At 62.4% G+C, this 13693-nt stretch carries 11 protein-coding genes and 1 pseudogene; 5 read left to right on the top strand and 7 right to left on the bottom strand.

Annotated features, from left to right (window positions below; genetic code table 11):
* Window positions 1-70 precede the first annotated feature (70 nt).
* The 5 genes and pseudogenes from ACSFC5_RS20855 to ACSFC5_RS20835 all read right to left on the bottom strand — a co-directional run bounded on the left by ACSFC5_RS20855 (window position 71) and on the right by ACSFC5_RS20835 (window position 5457).
* On the bottom strand, window positions 71-454 hold the full coding sequence (locus ACSFC5_RS20855; RefSeq protein WP_440767141.1) for a cupin domain-containing protein: 384 nt from the start codon (window positions 452-454) through the stop codon (window positions 71-73).
* Window positions 447-1751, bottom strand: a complete 1305-nt coding sequence (locus ACSFC5_RS20850) for a glycosyltransferase (RefSeq protein WP_440767140.1) — start codon at window positions 1749-1751, stop codon at window positions 447-449. The genes ACSFC5_RS20855 and ACSFC5_RS20850 overlap by 8 nt, the downstream gene beginning before the upstream one ends.
* Before the next feature lie 266 nt (window positions 1752-2017).
* Window positions 2018-3178, bottom strand: coding sequence for an NAD(P)/FAD-dependent oxidoreductase (locus ACSFC5_RS20845; protein WP_440767139.1), 1161 nt, complete (start codon window positions 3176-3178; stop codon window positions 2018-2020).
* 82 nt (window positions 3179-3260) lie between these two features.
* Window positions 3261-3891 (bottom strand): annotated as a pseudogene (locus tag ACSFC5_RS20840) (transposase domain-containing protein); the annotation flags it as partial.
* Window positions 3892-4041: 150 nt separating this feature from the next.
* Window positions 4042-5457 (bottom strand): dihydroorotase, encoded by a 1416-nt coding sequence (locus tag ACSFC5_RS20835; protein ID WP_440767138.1) that lies wholly within the window; start codon window positions 5455-5457, stop codon window positions 4042-4044.
* Between the two features lie 182 nt (window positions 5458-5639).
* Between ACSFC5_RS20835 and ACSFC5_RS20830 the strand changes: the two genes are divergently transcribed.
* Complete coding sequence (locus ACSFC5_RS20830; protein ID WP_440767137.1) at window positions 5640-6392, top strand: SDR family NAD(P)-dependent oxidoreductase; 753 nt, start codon at window positions 5640-5642, stop codon at window positions 6390-6392.
* On the opposite strand, the gene ACSFC5_RS20825 is transcribed toward ACSFC5_RS20830, so the two are convergent.
* Window positions 6361-7017, bottom strand: coding sequence for an isochorismatase family protein (locus tag ACSFC5_RS20825; protein WP_440767136.1), 657 nt, complete (start codon window positions 7015-7017; stop codon window positions 6361-6363). The genes ACSFC5_RS20830 and ACSFC5_RS20825 overlap by 32 nt on opposite strands.
* A 206-nt stretch (window positions 7018-7223) precedes the next feature.
* Here ACSFC5_RS20825 and ACSFC5_RS20820 point away from each other — a divergent pair, with 206 nt between their 5' ends.
* The 3 genes from ACSFC5_RS20820 to ACSFC5_RS20810 all read left to right on the top strand — a co-directional run bounded on the left by ACSFC5_RS20820 (window position 7224) and on the right by ACSFC5_RS20810 (window position 10436).
* A complete protein-coding gene (locus ACSFC5_RS20820) occupies window positions 7224-7994 on the top strand; it encodes an IclR family transcriptional regulator (RefSeq protein WP_440767135.1) in 771 nt (256 codons plus the stop codon).
* A 169-nt stretch (window positions 7995-8163) separates the two neighbouring features.
* Window positions 8164-9402, top strand: a complete 1239-nt coding sequence (locus tag ACSFC5_RS20815) for a Zn-dependent hydrolase (protein ID WP_440767134.1) — start codon at window positions 8164-8166, stop codon at window positions 9400-9402.
* Window positions 9399-10436: an LLM class flavin-dependent oxidoreductase gene (locus ACSFC5_RS20810; RefSeq protein ID WP_440767133.1), complete on the top strand. Its 1038-nt coding sequence runs from the start codon at window positions 9399-9401 to the stop codon at window positions 10434-10436. Before ACSFC5_RS20815 ends, ACSFC5_RS20810 begins: the two co-directional genes overlap by 4 nt.
* Before the next feature lie 186 nt (window positions 10437-10622).
* Here the strand turns inward: ACSFC5_RS20810 and ACSFC5_RS20805 are convergent, their stop codons facing one another.
* Window positions 10623-12104, bottom strand: a complete 1482-nt coding sequence (locus ACSFC5_RS20805) for a CoA-acylating methylmalonate-semialdehyde dehydrogenase (RefSeq protein ID WP_440767132.1) — start codon at window positions 12102-12104, stop codon at window positions 10623-10625.
* Between the two features lie 175 nt (window positions 12105-12279).
* On the opposite strand from ACSFC5_RS20805, the gene ACSFC5_RS20800 reads away from it, so the two are divergent.
* A complete protein-coding gene (locus tag ACSFC5_RS20800) occupies window positions 12280-13629 on the top strand; it encodes an aminotransferase family protein (protein WP_440767131.1) in 1350 nt (449 codons plus the stop codon).
* Window positions 13630-13693 lie beyond the last annotated feature (64 nt).

Genomic DNA, 13693 nt, shown 5'->3' with positions numbered 1-13693 from the left:
GCGCGGCGTGCTGTCACGGGCTGGTGTGCCGTCCGGGAGTGGGGTCGGTTTTTTCATGTCGGTTCCTCAGCTATCGACACATGTACACTTTGCGCACGGTTTCGTGGACGCGGCAGGTGCCGGTCCAGCCGGCCGGGAACGTCGCGATCGTCCCCGGCTCGATTTCGGTCACGGTGCCGTCCTCGTGCGTGTACGTCGCGGTGCCTTCGAGGAAGTGGCAGAACTCGTCTCGCTCGACCGCACACTCCCAGTAGCCGGGCGTACAGGTCCAGATGCCGCTTTCGGATTCACCGTCGGGTCCCTTGTAGATGACCGTCCCCGCTGTATGGGACTCGCCCTCGATCATGTCCGGGACGGGTCCCCAGTCCTCGAGTTCGTCGACGTCGACCGCCGTCGGGTTCTTGAGCACGCTCACGGCGGGTGATTCGTCGGTATCGGGTTCGTCGTCAGACATTGGCGTGCTCCTCGAGCACGCCGTCGAGTAGTCGTGCTGCCTTTTTCGTTCCGCTGTGTTCCTGCATATCGTTCGACGTCTCCGCGACGTTCGCCAGTATTTCCCCGTCGGTCAGACAGGACTCGAGCGCGTCGGCGAACTCGTCGGGAGTCCACTCCGAGCGGTGGAGTTTGATGCCGTGGTTCGTCTCGTCGAGTCGCGTCGCGTTGTCCTGGCCGTCCCAGACGTACGGCATGATGATCGCCGGTTTGCCGTAGTAGAGACACTCGTTGAACGTGTTGTTGCCGCCGTGATGGATGACGAGGTCGGCCTGCGAAATGACCGACTGCTGGGGGAACCAGCTATCGATTTTGACGTTGTCGGGGAGCTGCGTCTCGTCGTACTCGTCGATGTACTCGCCGACGTTTACGAGGAAGCGGTAGGGCTGGGTGCCGAAAAAGTCGATCAGGCGCTGCATCAGGTCCGTATCGCCCGCGCCGAGACTGCCGTAGCTCAGGTAGACGAGCGGGTCGTCCTCGTCGCCGATCGGTGGCACTTCGTAGGTCTCGTCTTCCGATCGGATGCAGCCGTTGAGGTACTGGAACCGATCCGGATCGAGCTCGTTCCAGCGGTCCCAGCGCAGCCGTTCGGGATACTTGATGAGGTTCAAATACGGCGAGGGCTCGAAGAACAGCCCCCGCGGATACGGATCTTCACCGTGCTCTTCGAGGAAGTCGTTGAACTCGTCGTGCACCGGTTCGATCAGTTCGTTGTATCGCCGTTCGAACTCGTGGTGACTCTCCACGTCGCCCGCGCGACAGCCTGACAGGTACGGCGGAATGTTGGCATCCGGAATCTCGTTTTCCGAACAGGAGACGATCCTGACCCAGGGAACGCCGTACTGTTTGACGGCCGGAAACAGAATGACGTTGTCGACGCAGATCAGATCCGGGTCGACTTCGTCTAACACGTCCGGCAGGTCCTGCTGGGCCCACGTCGTGGTCTCGACGATGGCGTCCCAGCACTCGGTGATGTAGTTATCGAGCTGGTCGTAGGGATCCTTATCGAAGTTCGGAATGTGTTTGTTGATAAAATCGTCCCAGTACGTCGACTTTTCTTCGGCCGTCAGGGACGGATCCGCCAAGTTGACCTCGTGAGTCTCGAACCCGTAGTCTTCGAACACCTCCGCCATCGGCGGGTCGGTGAGGAAGACGGGTTCGTGACCGAGCTCGCGACACTCCTGTGCGATGCCGACCGAATTCAGCGCAGGACCGTACGCCGCTTCGGGGAAGAAGGCGATCGTTTTACCGTCGCTCATGCGCGAACCACCGAGGCGAGGACGGAAGGCGTCGTTCGACGAGTGGTCTGTGGGCCACGTATGGTAGTTACAGCCATGAGTACGTATCTCTTGCTCGGACGCCATAAATCATATGACGGTCCAAAAGGGCTCGTTTCGCTTGTCGGGATCCGATAAATCGCTATACGGCACCGAGTTAGTCCGTTAGAACGAGAGTGGTTCAGCGGGAACCGGTCGATGATACAGGACGCCTACCGCCAGCGTCGAAACGAGGCGCGACTCCGTCGCTACACGTCCGAAGTCGAGACGTATTCGAACGACTCGGAAACCCCGTTGAAACGATCCGCCGCGAACAAGTCGGACGGGAACGGCGGCGACTCTCCCGTAAGCCGCTCGCGGACGGTCGGCCCGATGACCGGTGACCCCATGATGCCGAGCCCGTTGAATCCGGTCGCAACGATCAGGCCCGCAGGCGCGTCCCGTGGTGCGTCGATAATCGGACGCGTGTCCGGCGAAGCGGCGTCGATCCCCGCCCAGCCGTTGACGAAGCCGGCGTCGTCGAACCCGTCGACGAACCCGGGTACGAACGACGCAATCTCGAGCTGGAACGACTCGTCCACGTCCGTCGTGAACGCCCCCGGATCGTCTATCGGATAGTGGCCGCCGCCGATCAGTAAGTCACCGTTGTGTTCCGGGCGGAAATAGAGGTGCTCACATCCCACGCGACCGAGCGGAAACTTCGGCGAGAGCGGTTCTTCCGGCTCGAGAACGAGGACCTGCGTCCGATACGGGCGGATCGGCACGGCAACCCCTTCGGGAAGTAACCCGTTCGTCCGCCACCCGGCCGCGACCACGACGGCGTCCGCCTCGATAGATCCGGATTCCGTTTCGACGCCGACGACGTCACCGTTGTCGACCAGAAGGTCCGTCACGTCTGCGTCGAGAGTGAACGTCGCGCCGCGCTCGCGCGCCTCGGCCTGCAATGCAGTCGCGTACGTGTAGGGATCGACCCAGCCGGTGTCTTCGTACACCACTGCACCTGCAAACGCCTCGAGATCGAACTGAGGGTAGCGCTCCTCGATTGCACTCGAGCCGTGATACGCTACCGGAAACCCCTGGTCCGACAGGCGGGAAGCGAGGTCCTGTGCCTCGGCTTCCTCCGCCTCGGTCATCACGTCGATCCGATCGCGTTTCGTGAAGGAAAACCCGTGAGAACCGTCGAACTCACGGAAAAAAGCGTTCGCGTATCGAGCCACGGCCGGCGCGTCGCTGTAGAACAGCGTCGGTGCGATAATTCCCGCAGAGAGCCCGGTCGCCTCGGCTGCGATACCGTTCCGATCGACGACGGTGACGTCGTGGTCGGCGGCGAGGTTCCTGGCGGCATGACAGCCGGCGACGCCGGCGCCGACGATCACGATGTGAGGACGCTCCTCGTGGGATGCGGACATACTCCACTATCATTCGAACACTAACATACCATTTTGGTCCACAGATTGAGAGATCCTCGCCCTCGTTCCACGGTCGTGTTTGGTTCGTAGCGGAATGCCGGACGGCAAAAGTTTGGAGCCACGGTCCGGCCGGTGATGAGTTTGCGTGACTGAAACAGTTTGAGTACAAAGAGGTACGACATCGTATCTTACAAAAGATACGTTTAGCAGCGTTCCGATTCGGTGTTTTTCGTATCGAAATTGGAGCCCAGGTCGGCGGAGTGCAGTCTGGAGCAGTGTTGCTCCATCGACGAGAAACACGGCATCGTCGAGGTCGTGTTTTTCGGTAAGTTCGTGTCAAAACCGTTCTGTCAATGCGGTCGTAGCCGTCGAATACAGCCGTATATGTGGGACACTGTTCGCTTCTGGATCGACAGCAGTGTACGGCCAATAGCGGTGATCGTCGAGTTCAATCACCGTCTCGGCAAGCGGGTCGTGATTCGGTTCGTCGTCAACTGCCGGCTGAAATCGCACTCGTGAATCTAATCGTAGACCGCCTTACGACTGCGATCGGAACCAGAGCTCTCTAATATTCGAACAGTATTTGAAACCGAGAGTCTAGCATGGCGGAGTCGAATACCGAGCTCCATCAACTGACGCCGTGTCCGCTTTCGGTCCACGCGACTCACATCGATCCGGTCGCGACGTCCACTGAGCCGGTCGATTTTTGGTATAGCGATCCACGAAACCGTACGCCTCACTCTTTGCACTTGCCGAAACAGTGCCATTTCGTCGATACACCGGCTACGCGACTGTGGTCGAGGCGGAAGTCGTGGTAGCCGACTGCGTCCCGGCTGAGATGGCTCTCGACGACCGGCAGGGACTCATTCGGCCAGCGGAACGCCGTCCTCGTAGCGCGGGAGGTACCGCCCGTCTCCGCCTTCGACGAGCACGTCGTTGTGCTCGACGACGAGCTCGCCGCCCTTGATCGTGTGCGTCGGCGCACCGGTGAGTTCGCGGCCGAACGCCGAACACCAGCGGTTGTCCAGTCCGTAGAGGTAGTCCTCGTCGACGGTGAACGATTTCGTCAGGTCGACGATCACCGCGTCGGCGTCCGCCCCCTCGACGAGCGCGCCTTTGCGCGGGTAGATCCCGAATCGTTTCGCGTTGTTGGTCGAGCAGACCTCGACCATCCGCTCCATCGAGATACGGTTCTTGTTCACGCCCTCGCTGAGCATGAGCGGGAGGAACGTCTGCAGCCCCTGATCGCCCGGCGGCGAGTCCCAGACGCTCCCGTCCCGCGGCCCCTTGAACTCGAGTTGGTACGGACAGTGATCGGTGCCGACGTTCTGGAACGTGCCGTTGCGAAGCGCCTTCCAGAGCGCTTCCTGGTCCTCCTTGTAGCCGATCGGCGGCGATATCTTCCCCCAGAGCCCGACGTCCTCGTCCTCGCAGTGGTTGGCGAGGAAACTCGGCAGAGTTTCTCCGTAGAGGTTGACACCGCGGTCCTGGTACCGAGAGAGGGCGTCGAGGGTCTCCTCCATGCTGTTGTGAACGACGTACGACGTCGCGCCGGTGTGCTCGGTGAGCATCCCGATCTGTTCGATCTGCATCGCCTGGCTGATGCCCGGCGAGGCGTCGGCCCACGCGCTGAGATCGTCCCGGCCCGCTTCCTGCATCTCTTCGACTTTCACCGGGCCGAGGTCGTCGTTTTCCGCGTGGAACATCACGACCGCGTTCTCCATCTCGGCCGTCTTCTTCAGGACGGTGTAGACGCGGCCGGCGTCGGAGTGGCCGATCCCGAGCTCGGGCGCGGACGTCTTGTACATGTTGAAGAACAGTTTGAACGATCGAATCCCCTCTTCGGCGAGGTCGTCGATCTCGTCGATGTGGTGGTCCTGATGGACGATCGCGTGGAACCCGAAGTCGATGTAGGACTGCTGCTCGCCGGTCTCGACGAAAAAGTCCATGTCGGGGACGTACGGCTCCTCCTGCAGGAGGAACGTAAAGAACGACGTCACGCCGCCAGCGAGACACGCTTTGGTCTCTGTCTCCATATCGTGTTCGTACTGGGTGTGATAGTCGTTTTCGTACCTCGAGATACCCATGTGGTTGTGCGGGCAAATGAACCCCGGAATGAGGTAGTTCCCCTCGGCGTCGATCGTTTGCTCGGCCTCGGGAAGGGAATCTTCCGATCCGATCGCGGTGATCTTTCCGTCTGCGGCAGCCATTCCGCCTGGAATCGTTCCGGATGGTGTCACGACACGTGCGTTGACGACCCGGATGGTAGACTCTACCATATCGTGTACAGACAGCGACCGACGACTTAACTGTAGAGGACCGATCGAAAGCCGTGGCGGGTCGAACAGCAATTTGTCGCGCAATGGGGCCCGCTTAATAATCCAGGGTCTTCGTCCCAGTCCCGTGACCCTCCTCTCGTGGCGACGTGAACAGTTATGCCGTCGCTGCGGGATAATTGTGTATGGGCCGACTGAACGGAACGACAGCGCTAGTGACGGGAGCGAGTAAGGGTATCGGACGCGGCATCGCCACGGAGTTGGCGGCGGAAGGCGCGACGGTCGGCGTCAACTATCCGCCACAGGAGGGCTCTGCGCACGCCGACGAAGTCGTCGAGACGATCGAATCGAACGGGGGGACGGCGCGCGCGTTCGAAGCCGACGTGAGCGACGCCGACGACGTCGAGTCGATGATCGAGGCGGTCGAATCCGCGTTCGGGACGATCGACGTGCTCGTCAACAACGCGGGAATCCTGACCCAGTCGCGCCTCGAGGAGATGCCGGTCGACATGTGGGACGAGACGATTGCGGTCGACCTTCGCGGAACCTTCCTCCCGATCCGCTTTGCCCTCCCGGGGATGCTCGAGTCGGGCGGCGGCTCGATTATTAACGTCGCGTCGCAGCTCGGCATCGTCGGCGGCGAGGAGTTGGTCCACTACTCGGCCGCGAAAGGCGGCGTGATCAGTATGACGCGAGCGCTCGCCCGAGAGGTGTCGCCGACGGTCCGGGTCAACGCCGTTGCGCCGGGGCCGGTCCAGACCGAGCTTCTGGACGATATCAGCGAGGAGTGGCGCGAGGCGAAGGAGGCCTCGCTTCCGATGGGTCGGCTCGGCGAGGTCGAAGACATCACGCCGACGGTGGTCTTTCTCGCCTCCGACGAGAGCAGTTATTACACCGGCCAGACGCTCAGTCCCGACGGCGGGGACGCGATGCACTAGGGTCGCGAAGGTAGTCGACCACCTCGTCGACCGGCCTAACGTCCCCGTACTTCGCGTGAATGTCGAAGAGATTGGCCTCGTGGGGCTCCGGTGCGCGGTCGCCGACGCTCTCCTCGGGGACGATCACGCGGAACCCGTGCGAACAGCCGTCGACGGCCGTCGCGCGGACGCAGCCGCTGGTCGTACAGCCGGCGACGACGAGCGTATCGATCCCCCACGCGGTCAGCATCGAGTGGAGTTCGGTTTCGTGAAACGAACTCGCCTGCCGTTTCTCCAGCACGTGGTCGATTTCTCGGAGCTCGAGTCGCTCGTCGAGGTCGACCCACTCGGAGCCCGCGGCCAGCACCTCGAGCGTCGGAATCTTCGCGCCCCAGATCCCGAGATCGGCCCCCTCGGGGTGGGAGGTAACGATTCGCGTCGCGACGACGGGACAGTCGGACTCGTGAGCGGCGTCGAGGAGTTGGTTGGTGCGTTCGACGACGCTCGAGAGGTCCCCGCCGAGGACACACGAAGGGTCGGTGAAGCCGCGTTGGAGATCCACGATGAGCAGCGCGGGTGAGTCGCCGTAGCCGACGAGCGCGTCCAGTCCTGCACGGTCGTATACCGCCGGTGTATCTGGTGGCATGGAATGAGGGAATCCGTTCGGTCGCGGTCGATGGCAGCCCGCTTGCCCGAATCGGATACGCCGATATCCACCGACGAAGTAAAAAAGATTTCGCGGGGGTGTCTCGAAACTGTCGATGACGGGCTGGAATATCCTTTAGGAGTACTATGTAATAACATGGAGACTGCGAAACGGTCATTTAGTGTTGGGCCGTACTAGCATTCAACATGGATGCAGGTGAGACGCAGCTGTCGTCTGTCAAGTCGGTCGATAGACTGTTCGAGATCATCGACGTCCTCGACGAACTCGACGGTGCGCGCGTGACCGAGGTGGCCGAGTTGCTCGAGATGCCAAAGAGCACCGTTCACGGCCATCTCTCGACAATGTACCAGCACGGCTACGTCGTCAAGGAGGGCAACGAGTACCACCTCAGCCTCCAGTTTCTCCGACTCGGTGAACACGCCCGATGGCGGAAACAGGCGTACAAGCTCGCCCACGAGAAAGTGAGCCGGCTGGCCGAACGAACCGACGAACGCGCCCAGTTCATCATCGAAGAGCACGGGAAGGGAGTGTACGTCCACCGCGAAACGAGCGAACACGGCGTGGAAACCGATTCGAACATCGGCGAGAGCGTCCCCCTACACGCCACCGCGGCCGGAAAGGCGATTCTCAGTGCACTTCCCGTCTCGTACGCCGACTCGCTGATCGAGGAGATCGAACTCGAGCGGTTCACCGAGCACACGATCACGGACCGCGACGAGCTTCGCGAGGAGCTCCAGACCGCCCGGGACCGAAACTACGTGTTCAACAACGAGGAGAGCACGAAGGGGTTGAGTGCGGTCGGCGTGCCGGTGCTGGAACAGTCGGGTGCGGTCCTCGGCGCGATCAGCGTCTCGGGGCCGACCTACCGTATGAACGGCGACTGGTTCACCGAAGAGATCCCGCTGATCCTCCTCGGAACGGCCAACGAACTCGAGCTCGATATCACCTTCTCGTGAGTTTCAACTTTTTCTCGTAACGCCGGCACGGTCGCGTGTGAGAACGGTTTGCGATCTCGTCGTCGTTTTGATCGCTTCGGCGCGCTCTAGTGTGAACTCCGCCGTGTGAGCCGATTAACCGTGGTGCTTATACGCAAAGGCTTATCTACGATTCCCGAGACATAGCTGTATGCCGGTTGCGCTACAGCGAGAGCGATTTGTTTCGACGATGAAAGAGCAGGCCGAAATCGGTGGCACGGACGACGGTGGGCTGCACCGTCTGGCACTTTCGGACGAGGACAAGCGAATCCGCGATTGGTTCGCCGATCAGTTGGCAGCGGAGGACATCACCGTCCGCATCGACGAGTTCGGAAACATGTTCGGACGCCGGGCGGGGACCGATCCCGACGCGAAGCCCGTGATGGTCGGCTCCCACCTCGACTCCCAGCCCTACGGTGGGATCTACGACGGCGCGCTCGGCGTCGTCGCCGCGCTGGAACTGATTCGGACCCTCAACGACGAGGAGATCGAGACCGAGCATCCGATCGAGATCGTCAACTGGACCAACGAGGAGGGCTCGCGCTTCCAGCCGGCGATGCAAGGCAGCGGCGTCTGGGCGGGGGCACACTCGCTCGAGGACGAATACGCCAAGACCGACGTCGACGGGAACGTGTTCGAAGACGAACTCGAGCGCATCGGATACAAGGGCGAGGAACCCTGCGAGCCGCCGGAGGAGTACGAGGCGTACCTCGAACTTCACGTCGAGCAGGGACCCTACCTCGAGGAAAACGAGAAAGACGTCGGCGTCGTCACCGGAATCGTCGGTTTCACCTGGGGGGCGATCACGTTCCACGGCGAGGCCGACCACTCCGGCCCGACGCCGATGCACTACCGACAGGACGCGCTCGTCGCCGCGGCCGACGTGATCAGCCAAATCCGCCGCATTCCGAGCACGCTGGGCGAGCGCACGGTCGGGACGACCGGCTACATCGACGCGAAACCGAACTCGATCAACATCATTCCCGACGAGGTCACCTTCACCTGGGGCTTCCGGGACCCGTCCGACGACGTGATCGAGGAGGCCCGCCGGCGCGTGCTCGAGGAGGCCGAGTGGGCCGCCGAGCGGGAGGGCGTCGAGTGGGAGTACGAGGATCGAATGCGCGCGCCGGCGGTCGAGTTCGCCGACGCGTGCGTGGACGCGGTCCAGACCGCGGCCGACGACCTCGAGTACGACAGCATGCGGATTTTCAGCGGCGCCGGTCACGACGCGACGCACATGCACAGCGTCTGTGATACGGGAATGGTGTTCGCGGTGAGCGAGAACGGGAAGAGCCACAACGAGTCGGAGTACACCAGCTGGGACGACTGTTACAGCGCGGCGTCGACGACCGCTTCCGCTGCTGTCGAACTCGCCGGAGGTGCACAATGAGCGACCCGACGTTCGATCGACTCGGCATCTGGAACTGGGAAAGCGAGAACGTCGCCGACGAGATCGAGTACGCGAAGTACGCCGAATCGAAAGGATTCGACTCGGTTTGGCAGGGCGAGTCCCGGCTGGTTCGGGACGCCATGACGATCATGGGCGCGTACACGCAGGTGACCGATTCGATCAAGTTCGGGCCGGGCGTCACCAACTGCTATACGCGAAACGTCGCGCTGATGGCCCAGACGTTTTCGACGCTGCACGAACTGTCGAACGGTCGGGCGATGCTCGGCATCGGCGCGTGGTGGGATCCGCTCGCGAGCAAGGTCGGGATCGACCGGCAGAACGCTCTCCGGTACATGTGGGAGTACTGCACCGTCCTCAGCAAGCTTCTCGATCTGGAGAACGTCACCTACGACGGCCAGTACATCCAGGTCGAGGACATCGAACTCGACCTGGTGCGGGCGAACGCCGATCCGCGATCGGTGCCGATCTACATCGGCGCGACCGGGCTGACAATGAACAAGATGTCCGGCGAACTGGTCGGGAAGGGCGTCGTCGACGGCGTCTACATGAACTACCTGATCCCGCCGGAGCACAACGAGATGGCGATGGAGAAGCTCACCGAGGGCGTCGAGAAACAGGGCGGGGAGATCGAGGACGTCGATCGGCCACAACTCATCGCCGTCTCGATGGACGAGGACGCCGACGTCGCCATCGACAACGCCCGCGGACTCGTGACGCAGTACATCGGCCAGCAACCACACATCACGAAGGCGTCGGGAATCGATCCCGAGGTCGGCGAGCAGATCGGCGAGGAACTCGGCGGCTGGCCCGCCAGCGCCGACGACATCGAGCGCGCCAGTCGACTGGTCCCCGACGAAGTCGTCACCAACGTCGTCGCGGCCGGAACACCCGAAGACTGCGTCCAGAAGGTCGGCGACTACTGTGAGGCCGGCTGTACCGAGCCCTCGCTTTACTCGCTCGGATCGAACACGAAGGAAGTGATCGACGTGTTCGCCGAGTTTAAAGCCGAGTGAGCAACCCGGGCTCGAGCCCGAATCGCCGTTCGATCCCGTTTTCCGCCGCTTTTTTCGGTCCAATGCTCCCAACCGAGCCCTGTCGCTGTGACGGTGGAGACGCCCGAAAAATGCGCCGCAAAGAATGGCTCGCGACCGAACGTCGGTCGGTGTTCCGTCGAAACCGATGCTTGCTTCCAGCGCGGATCAGTTGTCCGGCCAGCGTTCGATGTAGACGTTCTTGTCCGTGTAGAAGTGGATCATGTCCTCGCCCTGGGCGTGGAGGTCGCCGAAGAACGAGTCGCGTTGGCCTCCGAAGTGGAAGAAGGCCATCGGCGCGGAGGTGCCGACGTTGACACCCAGGTTCCCCACGTCGGCGCGGTGGCGGAACTTGCGGGCGTCGAGCCCGCTGCCGGTAAAGAGACTCGCCGCGTTCCCGAACTGACTCTGGTTGAGGACGTCGATCGCCTCGTCGATATCGCTTACCGACATCAGTCCGAACACCGGTCCGAAGATCTCCTCACGAGTGATCACCATATCCGTCTCCAGTCCGCCGAAGACGCTCGGGGCCAGGAAGTTGCCGTCCTCGTAGCCCTCGACAGTGATGTCGCGGCCGTCGAGGAGCAGTTCGGCACCCTCGCTGATGCCGGTCTCGATGAAGTTGCGTACGTGTTGTTCGTGTTCGGGCGTGATGAGCGCGCCGATGTCGACGCCGTCGTCGAGCCCGTACCCCACCACCTGAGACTCGGCCTCCTCGAGGACGAGGTCGGTGAACTCGTCGTAGACTGACTCCTCGACGACGACGACGTCGTTGGCGAGACACCGCTCGCCGGCACACGCACACGCCGACGCGACCGTCTTTTCGGCGGCGAACTCGAGGTCGGCCGTCTCCGTGACGATGATGTGATTCTTCGCCCCGCCCTGGGCCTGGACCCGCTTGCCGTGGGCCGCCGCGGTTTCGTAGACGTGTTTCGCGACCGGGGTGCTCCCGACGAAGGAGATGCCGGCGATATCCTCGTGCTCGAGCAGCGCGTTGACGGTGTCGACGCTACCGTTGACGAGTTGGACGACGCCATCCGGAAAGCCCGCCTCGTCGATGAGCTCGAACATGCGCTGGGCGACCAACGGATCGCGTTCGCTCGGCTTGAGGATGAAGCTGTTGCCGGTCGCGACGGCGTACGGCAGGAACCACAGCGGGATCATGCCGGGGAAGTTGAAGGGCGTGATCGCGGCGAAGACGCCCAGCGGCTTGCGAACGGCGCTCTCGTCGATGTCGGGCGCGGCGTTCAGCAGCGTTCCGCTCTGCATCATCGAGGGGATGCCGCAGGCGACTTCGACGTTCTCGATGCCGCGGCGAAGTTCGCCGCGTGCCTCCGGCAGCGTCTTTCCGTGTTCTTGGACGAGCAGTTCGGCCAGTTCGTCCTGGTGCTCCTCGAGCAGTTGCTTCAGTTCGAACAGCGGCTGGATGCGGGCTTCGACGGGCGTCGTCGACCACTCGTCGAACGCCTCGAGCCCGGTCGCGACGGCGTCGTCAACGTCCGATTCGGAGCTGAACGGGACGAACGCGAGCTTCTCGCCGGTCGCCGGGTTGATGACCTCCTGTCCGTCGTCGCTGTCCGCGCGTTTCCACGTTCCGCCGACGTAGTTCTGTACGTCCCCCGTCTCCGAGAGTGATGCTAACTCGACCATGCGGAGGCGTACCACGACCACCAAAATAACTCTTCGTATTCTATCCACATTGTTCAATCATCACCGATAACCAATGAACAGCGTTCTATATCACGTTGAATAGTTGGAAAATGGTCTGCTCAACTGGAACTTTGATAAAGATTAATCACGCGCGACGACGATGGATGAGGTAACAATGTCAGATACGCAGACAACGGAGGACGTGCTCCCGGAGGACGCAACCGAGATCGAACGACTCGACAAGGAGTACGTGTTCGGCACCTGGTCCTTCCAGAGCGAGGTTTCCCCGACGGAGGTCGTCGGCGGTGAGGGCGTTCGGTTCTCCACCGCCGACGGCGAGGAGTACATCGATCTCTCGGGTCAGCTCATGTGTTCGAACCTCGGACACTCCGCCGACGGAGTCGCTGACGCAATCGCCGAACAGGCCCACGAGGGCGCGTACTTCGCGCCGGGCTTTACGACCGAACCGCGGGCGCGACTCGGCGAGAAGCTCGCGGAGGTGACGCCGGGGAACCTCTCGAAGACGTTCTTCTCGACCAGCGGCACCGAAGCCGTCGAAGCCGCGATCAAGATCGCTCGCATGTACACGGGAAAGCAGAAGATCATCTCGCGCTACCGCTCGTATCACGGCGCGACCGCGGGTTCGATTAGCGTCACCGGCGACCCACGACGACTCATGGCCGAACCCGGCGTCCCCGGAGCCATCAAAGCTCCCGATCCCTACGCCTACGGCTCCACCCTCGAGCCGATGGAGAGCCTCGAGTATATCGACGAAATGCTCATGCTCGAGGGCGACACCGTCGCGGCGGTGCTCGTCGAACCGGTCGTCGGCTCGAACGGCATTCTCGTTCCGCCGGAGGAGTATCTCCCGCGACTCAAAGAGATCGCTCACGACCACGGCGCGCTCTTGATTTGCGACGAGGTGATGAGCGGCTTCGGCCGCACCGGCGAGTGGTTCGGCAGCGACGTCTTCGACGTGACGCCCGACATCATGTCGATGGCGAAGGGACTTAGTGGGGCGTACGCGCCGCTGGGCGCGACGATCGTCACCGACGAGATCGCCGACCACTTCGAGAACGAGATGTTCTGCCACGGCCACACCTACGCGGGCCACCCCCTCGCCTGTGCCGCCGGACTCGCGGCCGTCACGAGCTACCAGGACCAGGAACTGATTCCACACGCCCGGCAGGTCGGCGACTATCTCGAGGGGCGACTCGAGGAACTCGCTGAAGACCACCCGAGCGTCGGCGAGACGCGGGGTGTCGGTCTCTTCCGCGGGATCGAACTAACGAAAGATCCCGACGAGCGCGTGCCCTTCGGCCACCGCTCCGACAAGATCTCGATGGGATCGACCGTCGTCGATGAGGTCAGCGCCGCGGCGTGGGACGAGGGCGTCTACGTCGGCAACATGATCAACACGCTCATCATCGCGCCGCCGCTCCCGATCACCGAGGACGACGTCGACGAGGCCGTCGCCGGTCTCGATGTCGCGCTCGAGGTGTCCGACGCCGCGATGGATCGATAGCCCGTCGGATCACTCGAGCGCCGATTGACGCCGATTGTGTCGGCAACTTGGCTCTCGAGCGCGA

The sequence above is a fragment of the Natronorubrum marinum genome, from assembly GCF_052040125.1.
Classification (GTDB): Archaea; Halobacteriota; Halobacteria; order Halobacteriales; family Natrialbaceae; genus Natronorubrum.
The sequence above is the reverse complement of the archived record's forward strand: the minus strand, read 5'-3'. Positions and strand labels throughout refer to the sequence as shown.